Genomic DNA, 13,071 nt, shown 5'->3' with positions numbered 1-13,071 from the left:
ACGTCGACGTCGAACGAGTTACGTCATCGAGGAACCGTCGGGCTGACCGAACGGACCAGCTCGGCCAGCTGACGGAATCCTTCTGCTCGGCCACTCGACGAGCGGAACACGACGCCGATCGTGCGACCGGGAGCTGGCGAAGCGAAACGCGCCGTCGACAAGTCCCCGCGTCGAACCTCCACTGCAACAGCCGATTCCGGGACCAAAGTCACCCCGAGTCCCCCGGCCACACATTGCACGACTGTCGCGAGAGAGGTAGCCCGCGTGTCGCCGGCAAGCGGATGGGCGTCTACCGAACGGCACAGATCCAACGTCTGGTCACGCAGGCAGTGGCCGTCGTCGAGCAAGAGCAACGGCAGCGCGTCGAGCACGTCCGCCGTGAGATCGACACGTCCGGCCAAGGAATGATCGTTCGGCACGACCATCACAAAATCCTCTTCGTACACAGGAACTTCCACCAGGCCAGGTGTTCCGGCAGGAAGCGCCAACACCGCGACGTCGAGCGCTCCCGATCGCAGTGCATCGAGTAGGCGCGCCGTTTGATCCTCGACTATTTGCGGCGCCAACGACGGCAACTTCTCGCGCAGCTCCGGCAACAACCCCGGAAGAATGTAGGGCGCAACGGTCGGGATCAACCCGATGCGTAGCGGTCCGGTCAGAGAGTCGCCGGAGCCGGCCGCGCTCGCGACGAAACCGTCGGCAGCTTCGAGAATCTGCTTGGCCTGACCGAGCAAGCGCTGTCCGTCCGCGGTCACGAGCACACGCCGGGTACTGCGTTCGATCAGTCTGACTCCCAGCCCCGCCTCTAGAGCTGCCAGCGCCTGCGACAGTGTGGGTTGGCTCACACCGGAACGCGCTGCGGCAGTACCGAAATGCCGATACTCGGCGACCGACACGAAGGCACGCAGCTGTGACAAGGAAGGTTGATAAGTCTGATCAGACATGCCTATCAGTGTAGTGCCACCCATCACCTTTACCTTTTGAACGGTTTGATGCAGAATGGACTCATACCAAAAAGCGCCGGTCACAACCTCGACACTCCAGTCGAAACCGTCCGACCCGCTGACGGTGACAAATCCTCTCGATCCAGCACGTTCGGCCGTCACAGTCCGAACAGCCGGATCGTGTGCGCAAGAAATTCCTGTTCACGAGACACGTAGGAGAATGAGACACATGGCTCTGCTCACAATCGGCGACCAGTTCCCCGCTTACAACCTCACGGCTGTCATCGGCGGCGACCTGTCCAAGGTCGATGCCCAGCAGCCCGATGACTACTTCACCACCGTCACCAGTGACGACTACGCAGGCAAGTGGCGCATCGTCTTCTTCTGGCCCAAGGACTTCACCTTCGTGTGCCCCACCGAGATTGCTGCATTCGGCAAGCTCAACGAAGAGTTCGCAGACCGTGACGCTCAGGTTCTCGGCGCTTCCGTCGACAACGAGTTCGTGCACTTCCAGTGGCGTGCACAGCACGAAGAGCTCAAGACCCTCCCCTTCCCGATGCTCTCGGACCTCAAGCGCGAGCTTGCCGAGGCCACCGGCGTCCTCAACGCCGACGGCGTTGCAGACCGCGCGACGTTCATCGTCGACCCCAACAACGAGATCCAGTTCGTCTCCGTCACAGCCGGTTCCGTCGGCCGTAACGTCGACGAGGTTCTCCGCGTCCTCGACGCTCTCCAGAGCGACGAGCTGTGCGCATGCAACTGGAAGAAGGGCGACCCGACCATCAACGCCGGCGAGCTCCTGACTGCGAGCGTCTGAGTATGAGCGTCGAGAACCTCAAGAACTCGCTTCCGGAGTACGCGAAGGACCTCAAGCTCAACCTGAGTTCCATTGCGCGCACGACGGTCCTGAACGAGCAGCAGTTGTGGGGAACGCTCCTCGCAACGGCCGCAGCCACCAAGTCTGCGTCCACGCTCAAGGAGATTGCTTCCGAGGCTGCCGACAACCTGTCGGCAGAGGCATACAACGCCGCTCTCGGCGCAGCGTCGATCATGGGCATGAACAACGTCTTCTACCGCACCAAGGGCTACCTCGACGGTAAGTACGACGACCTTCGTGCCGGCCTGCGGATGAACATCATCGGCAACCCGGGCGTCGACAAGGCCGACTTCGAATTGTGGTCGCTTGCAGTGTCCGCGATCAACGGCTGCAACCACTGCCTCGAAGCTCACGAGAACACCCTCCGCCAGGAAGGTGTCGACCGCGAGGTCATCTTCGAAGCGATCCGCGCCGGTTCCATCGTCGCGGGCGTCGCACAGGCTGTCGAAGCCAACGAGATCCTCTCTGCCGCACAGGTCTGATCACTCGGACCTGAGTGCAGTTCGACGAGCCCTCCCCACCGTGAAGGTGGGGAGGGCTTTTCGCGCGCTAGGGTGGACCGATGGGTATCGAGGTGAGTGTGGTCCGGGTCTTCACGGACGAGAACGGCAAGCACGGGAATCCGCTGGGAATCGTCGACGCGTCCACGGTTGCAGAATCGGATCGACAAGCTGTCGCGAAGGAACTCGACTACAGCGAGACCATCTTCATCGACGTTCCGGATGACGGCGCCTCGCGTGCGCGGGTCCAGATCTTCACTCCGGCAGCAGAACTCCCCTTCGCCGGACACCCGACCGTCGGTGCCACGTGGTGGCTGGGCGAACAGGGCCGTCGCGTGAGCGCCCTCGACGTTCCTGCCGGCAGTGTCGACGTCCGCCAATCCGGCGCTTTGACGTGGGTACGCGCGCGTGCCGAATGGGCACCGGAATTCGCGATCTATCCGATGGACACGGTGGACGACGTCATCGACGCCGATCCGTCCGACTACGAGGCGGATCATTCGTATCTGTGGGCATGGCAGGACAAGCTCGAGGCTGCCATCCGCGCACGCATGTTCGCACCGGTGATGGGAATCGCCGAGGACGAGGCGACCGGATCTGCAGCGCTGCGCATCACGGACCGATTGAGGAAATCACTGCTCATCACCCAGGGACGCGGATCGGTGCTTCACACCACCTTCTCTCCGGAAGGTTGGCTCGAAGTCGGCGGCCGCGTCGTCGCCGAGCCGTCACGAACCTTGTGAGTACCCGGCGGGATTGCGTCCGGCCTCGAGGTCACGTGCACTCAGTGATACCGAGATCTCGTCACCGAGCGCAACTCCCGGCGCGAGGGGCAACTGATCTCCACTCCAGAACTTGCCCGGGTCGAACCAGTTGACACGACGATTACCGACGAGCAGACCCATCGCTTCATAGGTCTTGGCAACCACTTCGGCGCAGTAGGCGCTCTCGACGGCCACTGCCGATACGTCGGACTTCTTGCGCAGCTTCGGGATTCGGCCGCCGAACCAGCGCGAAGCAAGCTTGGCCGTCGACGGGAAAGGCGTACCGTCCAGCCGCGCGATCGTCTCGAGCAGAGCGTCTTCCTGCTCCCGGGTGACTTCGTGGTCGAGTTGGCGCAACCATCCACGCTGCCCGTACTTGGCGCCCCAAACCTGAACGGCCGATCGCAGATCGTGCAGTTGGACACCACGCTGGAAGCGTCCGGTCCACATGTCCTGCAGCGAGTGACCGAGTTCCGCATGCCACATCAGCGGTGGGAGGTCGTCGATCACCACCGACATTCCCACGTGGTTGACCGGGCTGTTGGTCAGCGTCTGGATGGCCCGGTCCGCCGTCGACTCTCCGCGGAAGATCCAGATGTCGCCCGTGCGGGTCGCCGCGGCGGCCTCGTCGAGACTCACCTGCGAAAGCAATCGTCGGTCCATGCCTCTAGCGTAGAGGGATGAAACTCCCTACTCCTCTGCGCGCCTCGCACGTTTGGAAACTGGTCGGCCTCGCCGGTGCGATGGGCGTTGCCGCCACCGGGGTTCTCGTTGCGCGCGGCGAACGCCAGCGTCGGGCCTACTCTCCGGACGAAATTCGCTCGGTACTGCACGAGCGGTACACCCAGGCCTACGCCAAGCAGTCGGAACAAGAGGTTCTGGAACTCGAACCTGCACCCAACGCTGTGCGGCGCCGAATCGAGAAACTCTTCCGGCGCCGCAACTGAACTCATCCGAGGGCTGCGAGGATCCCTGCTGCCATCTCCGCGACCTGATCGTCGGTCATCACAAACGTCGGCGAAATCTGCATCGCACCCTGACCCGCAGCGCGACCCGAAATACCATGCTCACGAAGCGTCTTCACGAACGGCAACGCCTCCGCCGGATCAGCCAACTGCACCGCAGCAACCGCACCGAGCCCACTACGAACCTCCGCCACCCGCGGATGCTCCGCCAACGGCTGCAGATGCGTATGCAACGACGCCTCCAAACGCTTCGACTCCGCGAGCAAATTCTCACGCTCGAGAATGTCGAGGTTCGCCATCGCCGCAGCAGCAGCACCGGCATGACCGCCGTACGTGTAGCCATGACGCCACCACGAACCCGCATAGAACGGCTCCGCCACCCGCGGCGCGATGAACACCGCACCCATCGGAACGTAACCCGACGTCAAACCCTTTGCCGTGGTCATCATGTCGGGCTGCAAATCGAAACGAGTGGACGCGAACCACTCACCACCGATCCGGCCGAAACCGGTCACGACCTCGTCGACGACAAAGAGGATGTCGTGCTCGCGGCAGATGTCACGCACCTCCGCCAGATACCCCTCCGGCGGCAGATACACCCCACCCGCACCGATGATCGGCTCCGCGAAGAACGCAGCGATCTTGTTCGCACCGACCCGCTCGATCAACTCGAGCAGACTCTTCGCATCATCCCAGCCGACCGTGGCCGCATCCGCCATCAGCTCGCCGTACCCCTCACGGTTCACCGGAATACCCGCCAGAGCTGTTCCCGCAACGTGCATTCCGTGGTACGCCTTCTGACGACCGACGATGATCGTCTTCTCCGGCTGCCCCACCTCGTGCCAGTACCGGCGAGCCAGCTTCGCCGCAGTGTCCACCGAATCCGAACCACCCGAGGTGAAGAAGATCTTGCTCCCGGCAACCGGCGCGATCGTCGCCAACCGCTCGGCCAACACCTGCGTGGTCTCGGGAACAAAATCACCGAAATTCGAGAAATGAGCGATCTTCGACAACTGAGCCGCCACCGCATCCGCGATCTCCGTGCGCCCGTGCCCGACATTGGTGAACCACAGGCCCGCCGTCGCATCCAGATACCGAGTGCCCTCGCGGTCCCAGATGTACGCGCCCTCACCGCGAGAGACGACAAACGCGCCGTTCTTCTCCACAGCGCCCATGTCCGCGAACCCGTGCCACAATGCCGAAGCCATCATTGTCCCCTTCGAATACAAACGATGCTGGTGTGCAAACGATGTGCTGCGACTATATCGACACCAGGAATCCGCGCACGACGGCGCTCGCCCGGCACCGGCTTTCACGGGCGCACCCGTAATCTGTCGACCATGACTTTTGCCGACAATCTTGCAGCACTGCCCGCCATCGATCATCTGGCCGCCATCGAGGTACTCGACGCCGACGGAAACGTCATCGACACCGTGGAGAACAAGCCCGGAAAGTCCGGCTCGGTCAAGGTGTACAACCATCTCGCTCAGGTCTACGGCGCGCTGACACCCGAAGCCGCCTCGGCAGGACTGACGATCTTCGCCGAGCACACCGAGGACGCGCGGGCGAACCCCGGTAAGCATCCGAACGTGGACCGCCTCGAGCAGGTGCTCGCCTCCGGCAATCCCCTAGGACTTCGCAGCGTTCCGTCCGCGTAGCCCGGCTCCCAGCCGTCCGACGGCATTGACTGCCAACGCCATCAGGGCCATCGCGATGCCCAGTACGACGAATCCGATGAACAGGGCCAGATAGCCCTGGTGGCGCGGATCCATGAACGGGTAGGGATACCAGTCGACGATCGAGCCTCGGATCAACGTGTACACGCCGTACACGACCGGGAACAGCAACCACTGCAGTGAACGTGCTTCGGAGATCGTGTGCCTCGAGGCGAAGAACACCCAGTCGAGCAGCATGACCAACGGAAGAATCCGATGCAGTGCCGAGTTGATCCAGGCATCGTTCAAATTGACGTCGATATCTGCCAGGAGGACGGCGTAGATGATGCCGGTGATCACCATGTACAGCGTCACCGCCCCGCGGATCGACTGCCACGCCTGCGATTGTGGATCTCGAATTGCACCGATCAGCAACACGATCACTGCAAGAATGTTGCTCTCGATGGTGAAGTAGCTCAGATAGTTCGACAGAGACAGCTCAGCCGCGTCACGGATCGGGATCCACAGCAAAGCGGCAAGTCCGAACACAGCAAACAACAGTCTCAGGGCTCGCACGGCGATCGGCGTCGACAAGACAGGCACCGATGACTCATTTGCGGTATTTGTCGTCACTGGTCGATATTTGCACATCAAAACGATCTGCGAGCGGTAGTTGTGAACGCGTTCGATAGGCTGTCATCAGCATGTCTACAACACCACCGGCCCCGCTCTCCCCCAAGCGGAGTGACCTGAAGAGCGCACTGGCGCAGGTCTCACTCCGCGACGAGAGTCGACTCCGTCGCAAACTCGACCGTGCCCGCACACCCGACGCTCTGGTGGCGCTGGCCGAAGAAATTAACGCCGCACGCACTCGATTGACGAACCGCGCCGCGAACGTCCCCGCGATCTCGTACCCCGAAGCACTGCCCGTCAGTCAGCGCAAAGACGATATCGCCACCGCGATCTCGGAGAATCAAGTTGTCATCGTCGCCGGCGAGACCGGCTCGGGTAAGACAACCCAGATCCCGAAGATCTGTCTCGAACTCGGACGTGGCGTCCGCGGTTTGATCGGACACACACAGCCGCGCCGGTTGGCAGCACGCACCGTTGCCGAACGTATCGCCGAAGAACTCGACACCGAACTCGGCGACGCCGTCGGATACACCGTGCGGTTCACCGACCAGGTCTCGGACCGCACCTACGTCAAGCTCATGACCGACGGCATTCTCCTCGCCGAAATTCAGCGCGACCGTATGCTCCGACGCTACGACACGCTGATCATCGACGAAGCGCACGAACGCAGCCTCAACATCGACTTCATCCTCGGATACCTGGCTCAGCTGCTCCCCCGCCGACCCGATCTCAAGGTCATCATCACGTCGGCGACCATCGATCCCGAGCGCTTCGCCAAGCACTTCGCTGTCGACGGTAAGCCCGCGCCGATCGTCGAGGTATCCGGGCGAACATTCCCTGTCGAAATGCGTTACCGGCCACTGACCGTCGAATCCGGCGACATCACCTTCGACCGCGATCCCGTCGACGCGGTCTGCGAGGCGGTCGACGAGCTGAGCGTGGAGGGCGAAGGCGACATCTTGGTCTTCCTCTCCGGCGAACGCGAAATTCGCGACACCGCAGATGCTTTACGCGATCGGCGTCTTCGCAACACCGAAATCGTCCCGCTGTACGCGCGGCTGTCTGCTGCCGAGCAACACAAAGTGTTCTCGCCGCACACCGGCCGACGCGTCGTCCTTGCCACCAACGTGGCCGAGACCTCGCTGACCGTTCCCGGCATTCGGTACGTCGTCGATCCGGGAACCGCGCGCATTTCGCGATATTCGGTGCGCACCAAGGTTCAGCGGTTGCCGATCGAGCCCATTTCGCAGGCGTCAGCTCGTCAGCGTTCCGGGCGTTGCGGCCGCGTCGCCGAAGGAATCTGCATCCGCCTGTATTCCGAGGAGGACTTCGAGTCACGGCCGGCATTCACCGAACCGGAGATCCTGCGAACCAACCTCGCATCCGTGATCTTGCAGATGACGGCCCTCGGCCTGGGCGACATCGCGGCATTCCCCTTCGTCGAACCGCCGGACCAGCGCGCCGTGAAGGACGGAATCGGACTCCTCGAGGAACTCGGCGCCATCGCGCGAGGTTCCGAGGCCAGCCACCCCGAACTGACGCCGGTCGGCCGCGAGCTGGCCCAGATTCCGGTGGATCCGCGGATGGCACGGATGCTGGTGGAAGCCAAGAACAACGGTTGCCTTCACGAAACCCTTGTCATCGTCGCGGCGTTGTCCATCCAGGACGTTCGCGAGCGGCCCGCCGAGTTCCAGCAAGCCGCCGACGAAAAGCACGCCCGCTTCAACGTCGAGAACTCCGACTTCCTGGCCTACCTGAAACTGTGGGACTACTTACGCGAACAACGTAACGATCTGTCCTCCAACCAGTTTCGCAAGATGTGCCGGAACGAGTTCCTGCACTGGCTCCGCATCCGCGAATGGCAGGATCTGCACGGGCAACTCCGGCAGATCACCCGCGGTCTCGGCTGGACAGTGGGAGAGACACCGGCAAGCGAGAACGCGATCCATCAGTCGCTCCTTGCCGGGTTGCTCTCGCATATCGGGCTACGCGAGGGCGAGAAGCGGGACTACCTCGGCGCCAGGGGCAGCCACTTCGCGATCTTCCCCGGATCGGGACTGTTCAAGAAGCCACCACGCTGGGTCATGGCCGCCGAACTCGTGGAAACGTCGAGGCTGTGGGCGCGCATGTCCGCGCGTATCGAACCCGAGTGGGCTGAAAAGCTCGCCCCGCACCTGGTGAAACGGACCTATTCCGAACCGCACTGGTCCTCCAAGCGCGGCTCGGCGATGGCATACGAGCGGGTCACTCTCTACGGAGTTCCTCTGGTAACCGGCCGCGCAGTGACGTACTCACGAATCGATCCCGAGGCCTCTCGCGATCTCTTCATCCGCCATGCGCTCGTGCAGGGCGAATGGCAGACGAACCACAAGTTCTTCCACGAAAACCGTGCACTCCTCGACAACGTCGAAGAACTCGAGAACCGCGCGCGCCGACGCGACATCCTCGTCGACGACGAAACTCTCTACGAGTTCTACGACGAACGTATCGGCCAGGAAGCCGTATCCGCCAAGCATTTCGACCAGTGGTGGAAGACCGAGCGGCGCAAGAATCCGAGTCTGCTGACTTTCACACCGGAAACGGTGGTCAACTCCGACGCAGCTGCAGTACTGGGCGGCGAGTACCCGGACGCCTGGCGCCAAGGCGACATGCAGTTTCCACTCACTTACCAATTCGAGCCGGGAAAGGACGACGACGGCGTCAGCGCGCACATCCCGGTCGGCCTGCTCGCGCAACTTCAGCCGGTCGGCTTCGACTGGTTGGTCCCCGGTATGCGCGTCGATCTGGTTACTGCTCTGATCAAGACGTTGCCCAAGAACATCCGACGCGCTGTCGTGCCCGCACCCGACTACGCCGCCGCAGCGTTGGCAGCAGTCAAACCTCGATCCGAGCCGTTGATGACCGCAATGGCCCGCGAACTCTCGCACTTGGGCGGGATCCAGATCGACGCCAAGGACTTCGATCCCGCCGCGCTGCCCGACCATCTTCGGATGACGTTTGTCGTCGAGGACGAATCGGGCAAGGTTCTCGCGAAGGGCAAGGATCTGGCGCAGCTACGACGCACACTCGCCCCGCGCGTGCAGAAGGAAGTGGCCAAGGCGGCAACCGGAACCGAACGGACAGCGGCAACCGTCTGGACATCCGAAACCCTGGGCGCATTGGAAGAGACCATCACTCGCTCCATCGGCGGACAGCAGGTGACCGGCTACCCAGCTCTGGTGCCGGAGAACGGCGGAGTTGCCGTTCGTGTCCTGAGTACGCCGGCCGCGCAGGCGCAGGCGATGAGGGAAGGTACGCGGGCGCTTCTCCTCGCGGCCGTTCCCACCCAACTCAAGGCAGTGACCGCCGGCTTGTCGAACACTCAGCGTCTGGCTCTCGGCCAGAATCCGGACGGCGGCTTGGAGGCCCTCGTCGAAGATTGCCGGGTGGCAGCTGCCAACGAAGTGATTGCGGCCCACGGTGGACCGGTACGCACGCCTGAAGCGTTCGATGCCCTGGTGAAGATCGCACGCTCCGAACTGGCCGGACGCGTTTCCGCGATCCTGCGCATGATTGTTCCGATCCTCGAACAAGCACACCAACTGAGCGTCGTGCTGGACCGCTCGCGCGGCGAGGCAGCCGACGACGTCCGAGAACAGTTGACCTCACTGCTGTTTCCGGGATTTGTCGCCGAACTGGGATCGGCCCGCCTACGCGATTTACCGCGGTATCTTGCCGCAGCAAAATTCCGTCTCGAAGCTCTGCCCGCAAGTGCACAACGAGATCAGCAGGCTATGGATGTCCTCGACCGGGTGTACGCAGCGTACGACCAGTTGGTGAGTTCGCTTCCCGAAGAGCGTCGCACTGCTCGAGATGTCGACGCGATCAGTTGGATGATCGAGGAACTGCGCGTGAGCCTGTTTGCGCAGTCCCTCGGTACACCCACACCGATTTCCGAAAAGCGAGTCCTGAAAGCTATCGAAGCGATCAAGCGTTGATGTTCGGCGAGAATTGCGGGATCAGTAGATTGTCTGAATGTTGACGTTGGTGAGGAAACCGCCAAAGGTGGCAACAGTGTTGGCGAACCCGAGGGTTACCAGGCTGTTCACGACTCCGAGAACTGCAACTAAGTTCATAACGCCTCCGTGAAGATCCGAGATGCGGACGAACGTACCTGGTAGACACTAAGCGAATAACGTGCCCGATTTGTTCGATTGTTCGCTTTGTGTTCTCAGCGTTACCTAAGACCGCTCTGTGCTCTCAGCGTTATCTGAGGCGAAGGCCTCAGTCGACGGAAACGGTCTCGGCGCCGGGAGCCTTCTCGGCGGCACGGGTCTCTGCATGCTCGCGCATGTCGGTGATCTCACGTTCGAAATCCGCAGCCGAGCTGAAGGACTTGTACACCGATGCGAATCGCAGGTAGGCGACTTCGTCGAGATTTCGAAGCGGATCGAGGATCGCGAGCCCTACCTCGTTACTGGGAATTTCGGCAGAACCCGAAGCTCGAACGGCATCTTCGACCTGTTGGGCGAGCAAATTCAGCGAATCGTTGTCCACTTGGCGGCCCTGGCATGCGCGACGCACACCTTTGACAACCTTTTCTCGGCTGAAAGGCTCCGTGACGCCGCTGCGCTTCACGACCGAGAGAACTGCCGTCTCGACCGTGGTGAATCGGCGGCCACACTCGGGGCACGAACGGCGCCGCCTGATCGCCTGGCCCTCGTCGGCCTCGCGCGAATCGACCACTCGGGAATCAGGGTGCCGGCAGAACGGGCAATGCATCGGGGTTCCTTCGTTGTCGCCGAAATGGCCGCAACTCAGATTCGCTACCGACTGCAAATCCTCCGACGATTTACAGAGCAGATCCACGTACTCAACGCGACCACCCGAGGTGGTGGGACTGTCAAGTGGACAGCTTACTCGCTGTGAACGGACTGCTCTCACGCTCGGTACGCCCCCGCCTGGTACGGGGTAGGTCAGCGCCCCGAGGCCGGCACGATCAGCGTTTGTCCCACTGACAGTCCGGAACTCGACATCGCATTGAGATCCATGATCTGCTCGATCACCGAACCGACAGCCTGGCCAGGTGCAACCTTGGCAGCAATATCACTGAGGGATTCACCCGCGGCAACGCGAACCACTTCGGTCGCGCCGTTTGTCGCAGCTACGTCACCACTCGACAAAGCGCCGATCCCCACCAACGCCAACACTGCGAATGCGGTGAATACGGCGCCCAGGAAAACCGTCTTCCAACCGACATCCTCGGCGGCCACTTCATGTTCGACCCGTGACACACCGACCCTGTTTCGGTGCGCGAAACTTCCTCCGTACGGGCGTGACGAATCGTGCTCGCTGTCCCACCGGCGAGGAGATTCGCGCAATGAACGCGAACCTGAAACCGCGCCCACCGCCGGAACCCGGCGAACGACGGCCGCCTGCGGTTCGTTGTCGACATCCCTGGCCACGCCATGCATTTCGGCCGCTCCGCGCCGTTCGAAGGACACAGCGTCTGCATCGGGCCCATAGAACGAGGGGTGGTACTTCAGTGCCGACGTACCGTCGAAACCAAACGCGTCGAAACCAATCGCGTCGTCGAAAACCCTGTTGCTTTTCAGTGCTGCGTTACCCATCGTGACCTCCGCTGGTCGACACCGATCGATGTGTTCGATCATGCGTTCGATGGAACGCATGTTCGAATTTCTACCACGCCTGGCCGACAATGTCTCTACTTGGAGCGACACGAATCGAACAGATGTTTGAAACCGCGAGCAAATCCGGCTAGATTCGTGTCAGACCACACAGCGGGAATTGCGAAAGCCTCCGTGTTTGTCGACAGCTCGAATGTTGGCAGGAGGCACCGACAGGTTTCTGCGCGACTTGCACCAGGCACTTTTGCAGGCAGTTTTCAGACACGACTTGTTCAGACACGACTTCTTCAGACACGACTTCTTCAGACACGGAGGCAACAGGCCATGAAGGACGATCGCTCCAGCACAGCCGCGGAGGCAGGAGCTTCTGCAGTTCCGTCTCCGTCGAGCGAGACGCTCACCGAGCGTCAGCGGCGCGTTCTCGAAGTGATCCGCGATTCGGTGACGGAGCGCGGGTATCCGCCGAGCATTCGCGAAATCGGGGATGCGGTGGGGCTTACCTCCACGTCGTCGGTCGCGCATCAACTGCGAACGTTGGAGCGCAAGGGCTTCCTTCGACGCGATCCCAATCGCCCTCGTGCAGTCGATGTTCGGGGTCTCGACGAGGTTGCGGCCGATACCGCCATCGCGTCGGTGTCGAAGCATTCCGGCGAGTACAACAGTGCCGACCCGCTGCCAGAGCCGGCGTTCGTCCCCATCCTGGGCCGCATCGCTGCCGGCGGACCGATCCTCGCCGAGGAAGCTGTGGAGGATGTGTTTCCACTCCCCCGCGAGCTCGTCGGCCAAGGTTCGCTCTTCATGCTCAAGGTTGTCGGTGAGTCGATGATCGATGCAGCGATCTGCGATGGCGACTGGGTTGTCGTCCGTCAGCAGAACGTCGCCGAGAACGGTGACATCGTGGCCGCAATGATCGACGGCGAAGCCACCGTGAAGACGTTCAAGCGTACGAAGAAGGAGGTGTGGCTGATGCCGCACAACGACCTCTTCGAGCCGATTCCCGGCAACAACGCCGTCATCTTGGGCAAGGTTGTCACGGTCATGCGGAAGATCTGAGTTCGCTCGCACCCTCGATCACAAAACTCTGGGCCCCGGCATCAGCCGGGGCC

At 62.0% G+C, this 13,071-nt stretch carries 13 protein-coding genes; 7 read left to right on the top strand and 6 right to left on the bottom strand.

Annotation, left to right across the window (positions count from 1 at the left end; all coding sequences use genetic code 11):
- Positions 1-23 precede the first annotated feature (23 nt).
- Positions 24-944 (bottom strand): hydrogen peroxide-inducible genes activator, encoded by a 921-nt coding sequence (locus KTR60_RS13375; RefSeq protein WP_030536897.1) that lies wholly within the window; start codon positions 942-944, stop codon positions 24-26.
- Between the two features lie 229 nt (positions 945-1,173).
- Here KTR60_RS13375 and KTR60_RS13370 point away from each other — a divergent pair, with 229 nt between their 5' ends.
- The 3 genes from KTR60_RS13370 to KTR60_RS13360 all read left to right on the top strand — a co-directional run bounded on the left by KTR60_RS13370 (position 1,174) and on the right by KTR60_RS13360 (position 3,064).
- On the top strand, positions 1,174-1,761 hold the full coding sequence (locus KTR60_RS13370) for a peroxiredoxin (protein ID WP_003942119.1): 588 nt from the start codon (positions 1,174-1,176) through the stop codon (positions 1,759-1,761).
- Between the two features lie 2 nt (positions 1,762-1,763).
- Positions 1,764-2,303 (top strand): carboxymuconolactone decarboxylase family protein, encoded by a 540-nt coding sequence (locus KTR60_RS13365; protein ID WP_003942122.1) that lies wholly within the window; start codon positions 1,764-1,766, stop codon positions 2,301-2,303.
- Positions 2,304-2,383: 80 nt separating this feature from the next.
- Complete coding sequence (locus KTR60_RS13360; protein WP_003942237.1) at positions 2,384-3,064, top strand: PhzF family phenazine biosynthesis protein; 681 nt, start codon at positions 2,384-2,386, stop codon at positions 3,062-3,064.
- On the opposite strand, the gene KTR60_RS13355 is transcribed toward KTR60_RS13360, so the two are convergent.
- A complete protein-coding gene (locus KTR60_RS13355) occupies positions 3,050-3,748 on the bottom strand; it encodes a hypothetical protein (protein ID WP_003942163.1) in 699 nt (232 codons plus the stop codon). The two genes, KTR60_RS13360 and KTR60_RS13355, sit on opposite strands and share 15 nt — an antisense overlap.
- A gap of 17 nt (positions 3,749-3,765) precedes the next feature.
- On the opposite strand from KTR60_RS13355, the gene KTR60_RS13350 reads away from it, so the two are divergent.
- The gene (locus KTR60_RS13350; RefSeq protein WP_007732799.1) at positions 3,766-4,032 is read left to right on the top strand and encodes a hypothetical protein; all 267 of its coding nucleotides are present in this window, start codon (positions 3,766-3,768) and stop codon (positions 4,030-4,032) included.
- 2 nt (positions 4,033-4,034) lie between these two features.
- Here KTR60_RS13350 and KTR60_RS13345 read toward each other — a convergent pair whose 3' ends face one another.
- Positions 4,035-5,258 (bottom strand): aspartate aminotransferase family protein, encoded by a 1,224-nt coding sequence (locus tag KTR60_RS13345; protein WP_083058496.1) that lies wholly within the window; start codon positions 5,256-5,258, stop codon positions 4,035-4,037.
- Positions 5,259-5,390: 132 nt separating this feature from the next.
- On the opposite strand from KTR60_RS13345, the gene KTR60_RS13340 reads away from it, so the two are divergent.
- Complete coding sequence (locus KTR60_RS13340) at positions 5,391-5,708, top strand: DUF2322 family protein (RefSeq protein WP_003942194.1); 318 nt, start codon at positions 5,391-5,393, stop codon at positions 5,706-5,708.
- Here the strand turns inward: KTR60_RS13340 and KTR60_RS13335 are convergent.
- Positions 5,679-6,308: a Pr6Pr family membrane protein gene (locus KTR60_RS13335; protein ID WP_007735199.1), complete on the bottom strand. Its 630-nt coding sequence runs from the start codon at positions 6,306-6,308 to the stop codon at positions 5,679-5,681. The two genes, KTR60_RS13340 and KTR60_RS13335, sit on opposite strands and share 30 nt — an antisense overlap.
- 101 nt (positions 6,309-6,409) lie before the next feature.
- Between KTR60_RS13335 and hrpA the strand changes: the two genes are divergently transcribed.
- Entirely contained in the window at positions 6,410-10,315 is a 3,906-nt protein-coding gene (hrpA, locus tag KTR60_RS13330; protein ID WP_007735198.1) for an ATP-dependent RNA helicase HrpA, read from the top strand.
- A 286-nt stretch (positions 10,316-10,601) separates the two neighbouring features.
- Here the strand turns inward: hrpA and nrdR are convergent, their stop codons facing one another.
- Complete coding sequence (nrdR, locus tag KTR60_RS13325; RefSeq protein WP_030535543.1) at positions 10,602-11,099, bottom strand: transcriptional regulator NrdR; 498 nt, start codon at positions 11,097-11,099, stop codon at positions 10,602-10,604.
- Positions 11,100-11,293: 194 nt separating this feature from the next.
- Entirely contained in the window at positions 11,294-12,007 is a 714-nt protein-coding gene (locus tag KTR60_RS13320) for a LysM peptidoglycan-binding domain-containing protein (RefSeq protein ID WP_003942242.1), read from the bottom strand.
- A gap of 282 nt (positions 12,008-12,289) precedes the next feature.
- On the opposite strand from KTR60_RS13320, the gene lexA reads away from it, so the two are divergent.
- Positions 12,290-13,018 carry a transcriptional repressor LexA gene (gene lexA / locus KTR60_RS13315; RefSeq protein ID WP_007735195.1) on the top strand — a complete coding sequence of 243 codons (729 nt, stop codon included), beginning with the start codon at positions 12,290-12,292 and terminating at the stop codon, positions 13,016-13,018.
- Positions 13,019-13,071: the final 53 nt, after the last annotated feature.

It is taken from the genome of Rhodococcus sp. C1 (assembly GCF_020809065.1).
GTDB classification, from domain to species: domain Bacteria; phylum Actinomycetota; class Actinomycetes; order Mycobacteriales; family Mycobacteriaceae; genus Rhodococcus_F; species Rhodococcus_F qingshengii.
This window is presented reverse-complemented; position numbering and strand designations above follow the sequence as displayed.

What these genes read in the sequence shown, in the direction of transcription:
- KTR60_RS13375 (WP_030536897.1), bottom strand. Translation starts at nt 944, where the DNA reads ATGTCTGATCAGACTTATCAACCTTCCTTGTCACAGCTGCGTGCCTTC.
- KTR60_RS13370 (WP_003942119.1), top strand. Translation starts at nt 1,174, where the DNA reads ATGGCTCTGCTCACAATCGGCGACCAGTTCCCCGCTTACAACCTCACG.
- KTR60_RS13365 (WP_003942122.1), top strand. Translation starts at nt 1,764, where the DNA reads ATGAGCGTCGAGAACCTCAAGAACTCGCTTCCGGAGTACGCGAAGGAC.
- KTR60_RS13360 (WP_003942237.1), top strand. Translation starts at nt 2,384, where the DNA reads ATGGGTATCGAGGTGAGTGTGGTCCGGGTCTTCACGGACGAGAACGGC.
- KTR60_RS13355 (WP_003942163.1), bottom strand. Translation starts at nt 3,748, where the DNA reads ATGGACCGACGATTGCTTTCGCAGGTGAGTCTCGACGAGGCCGCCGCG.
- KTR60_RS13350 (WP_007732799.1), top strand. Translation starts at nt 3,766, where the DNA reads ATGAAACTCCCTACTCCTCTGCGCGCCTCGCACGTTTGGAAACTGGTC.
- KTR60_RS13345 (WP_083058496.1), bottom strand. Translation starts at nt 5,258, where the DNA reads ATGGCTTCGGCATTGTGGCACGGGTTCGCGGACATGGGCGCTGTGGAG.
- KTR60_RS13340 (WP_003942194.1), top strand. Translation starts at nt 5,391, where the DNA reads ATGACTTTTGCCGACAATCTTGCAGCACTGCCCGCCATCGATCATCTG.
- hrpA (WP_007735198.1), top strand. Translation starts at nt 6,410, where the DNA reads ATGTCTACAACACCACCGGCCCCGCTCTCCCCCAAGCGGAGTGACCTG.
- nrdR (WP_030535543.1), bottom strand. Translation starts at nt 11,099, where the DNA reads ATGCATTGCCCGTTCTGCCGGCACCCTGATTCCCGAGTGGTCGATTCG.
- KTR60_RS13320 (WP_003942242.1), bottom strand. Translation starts at nt 12,007, where the DNA reads ATGCGTTCCATCGAACGCATGATCGAACACATCGATCGGTGTCGACCA.
- lexA (WP_007735195.1), top strand. Translation starts at nt 12,290, where the DNA reads ATGAAGGACGATCGCTCCAGCACAGCCGCGGAGGCAGGAGCTTCTGCA.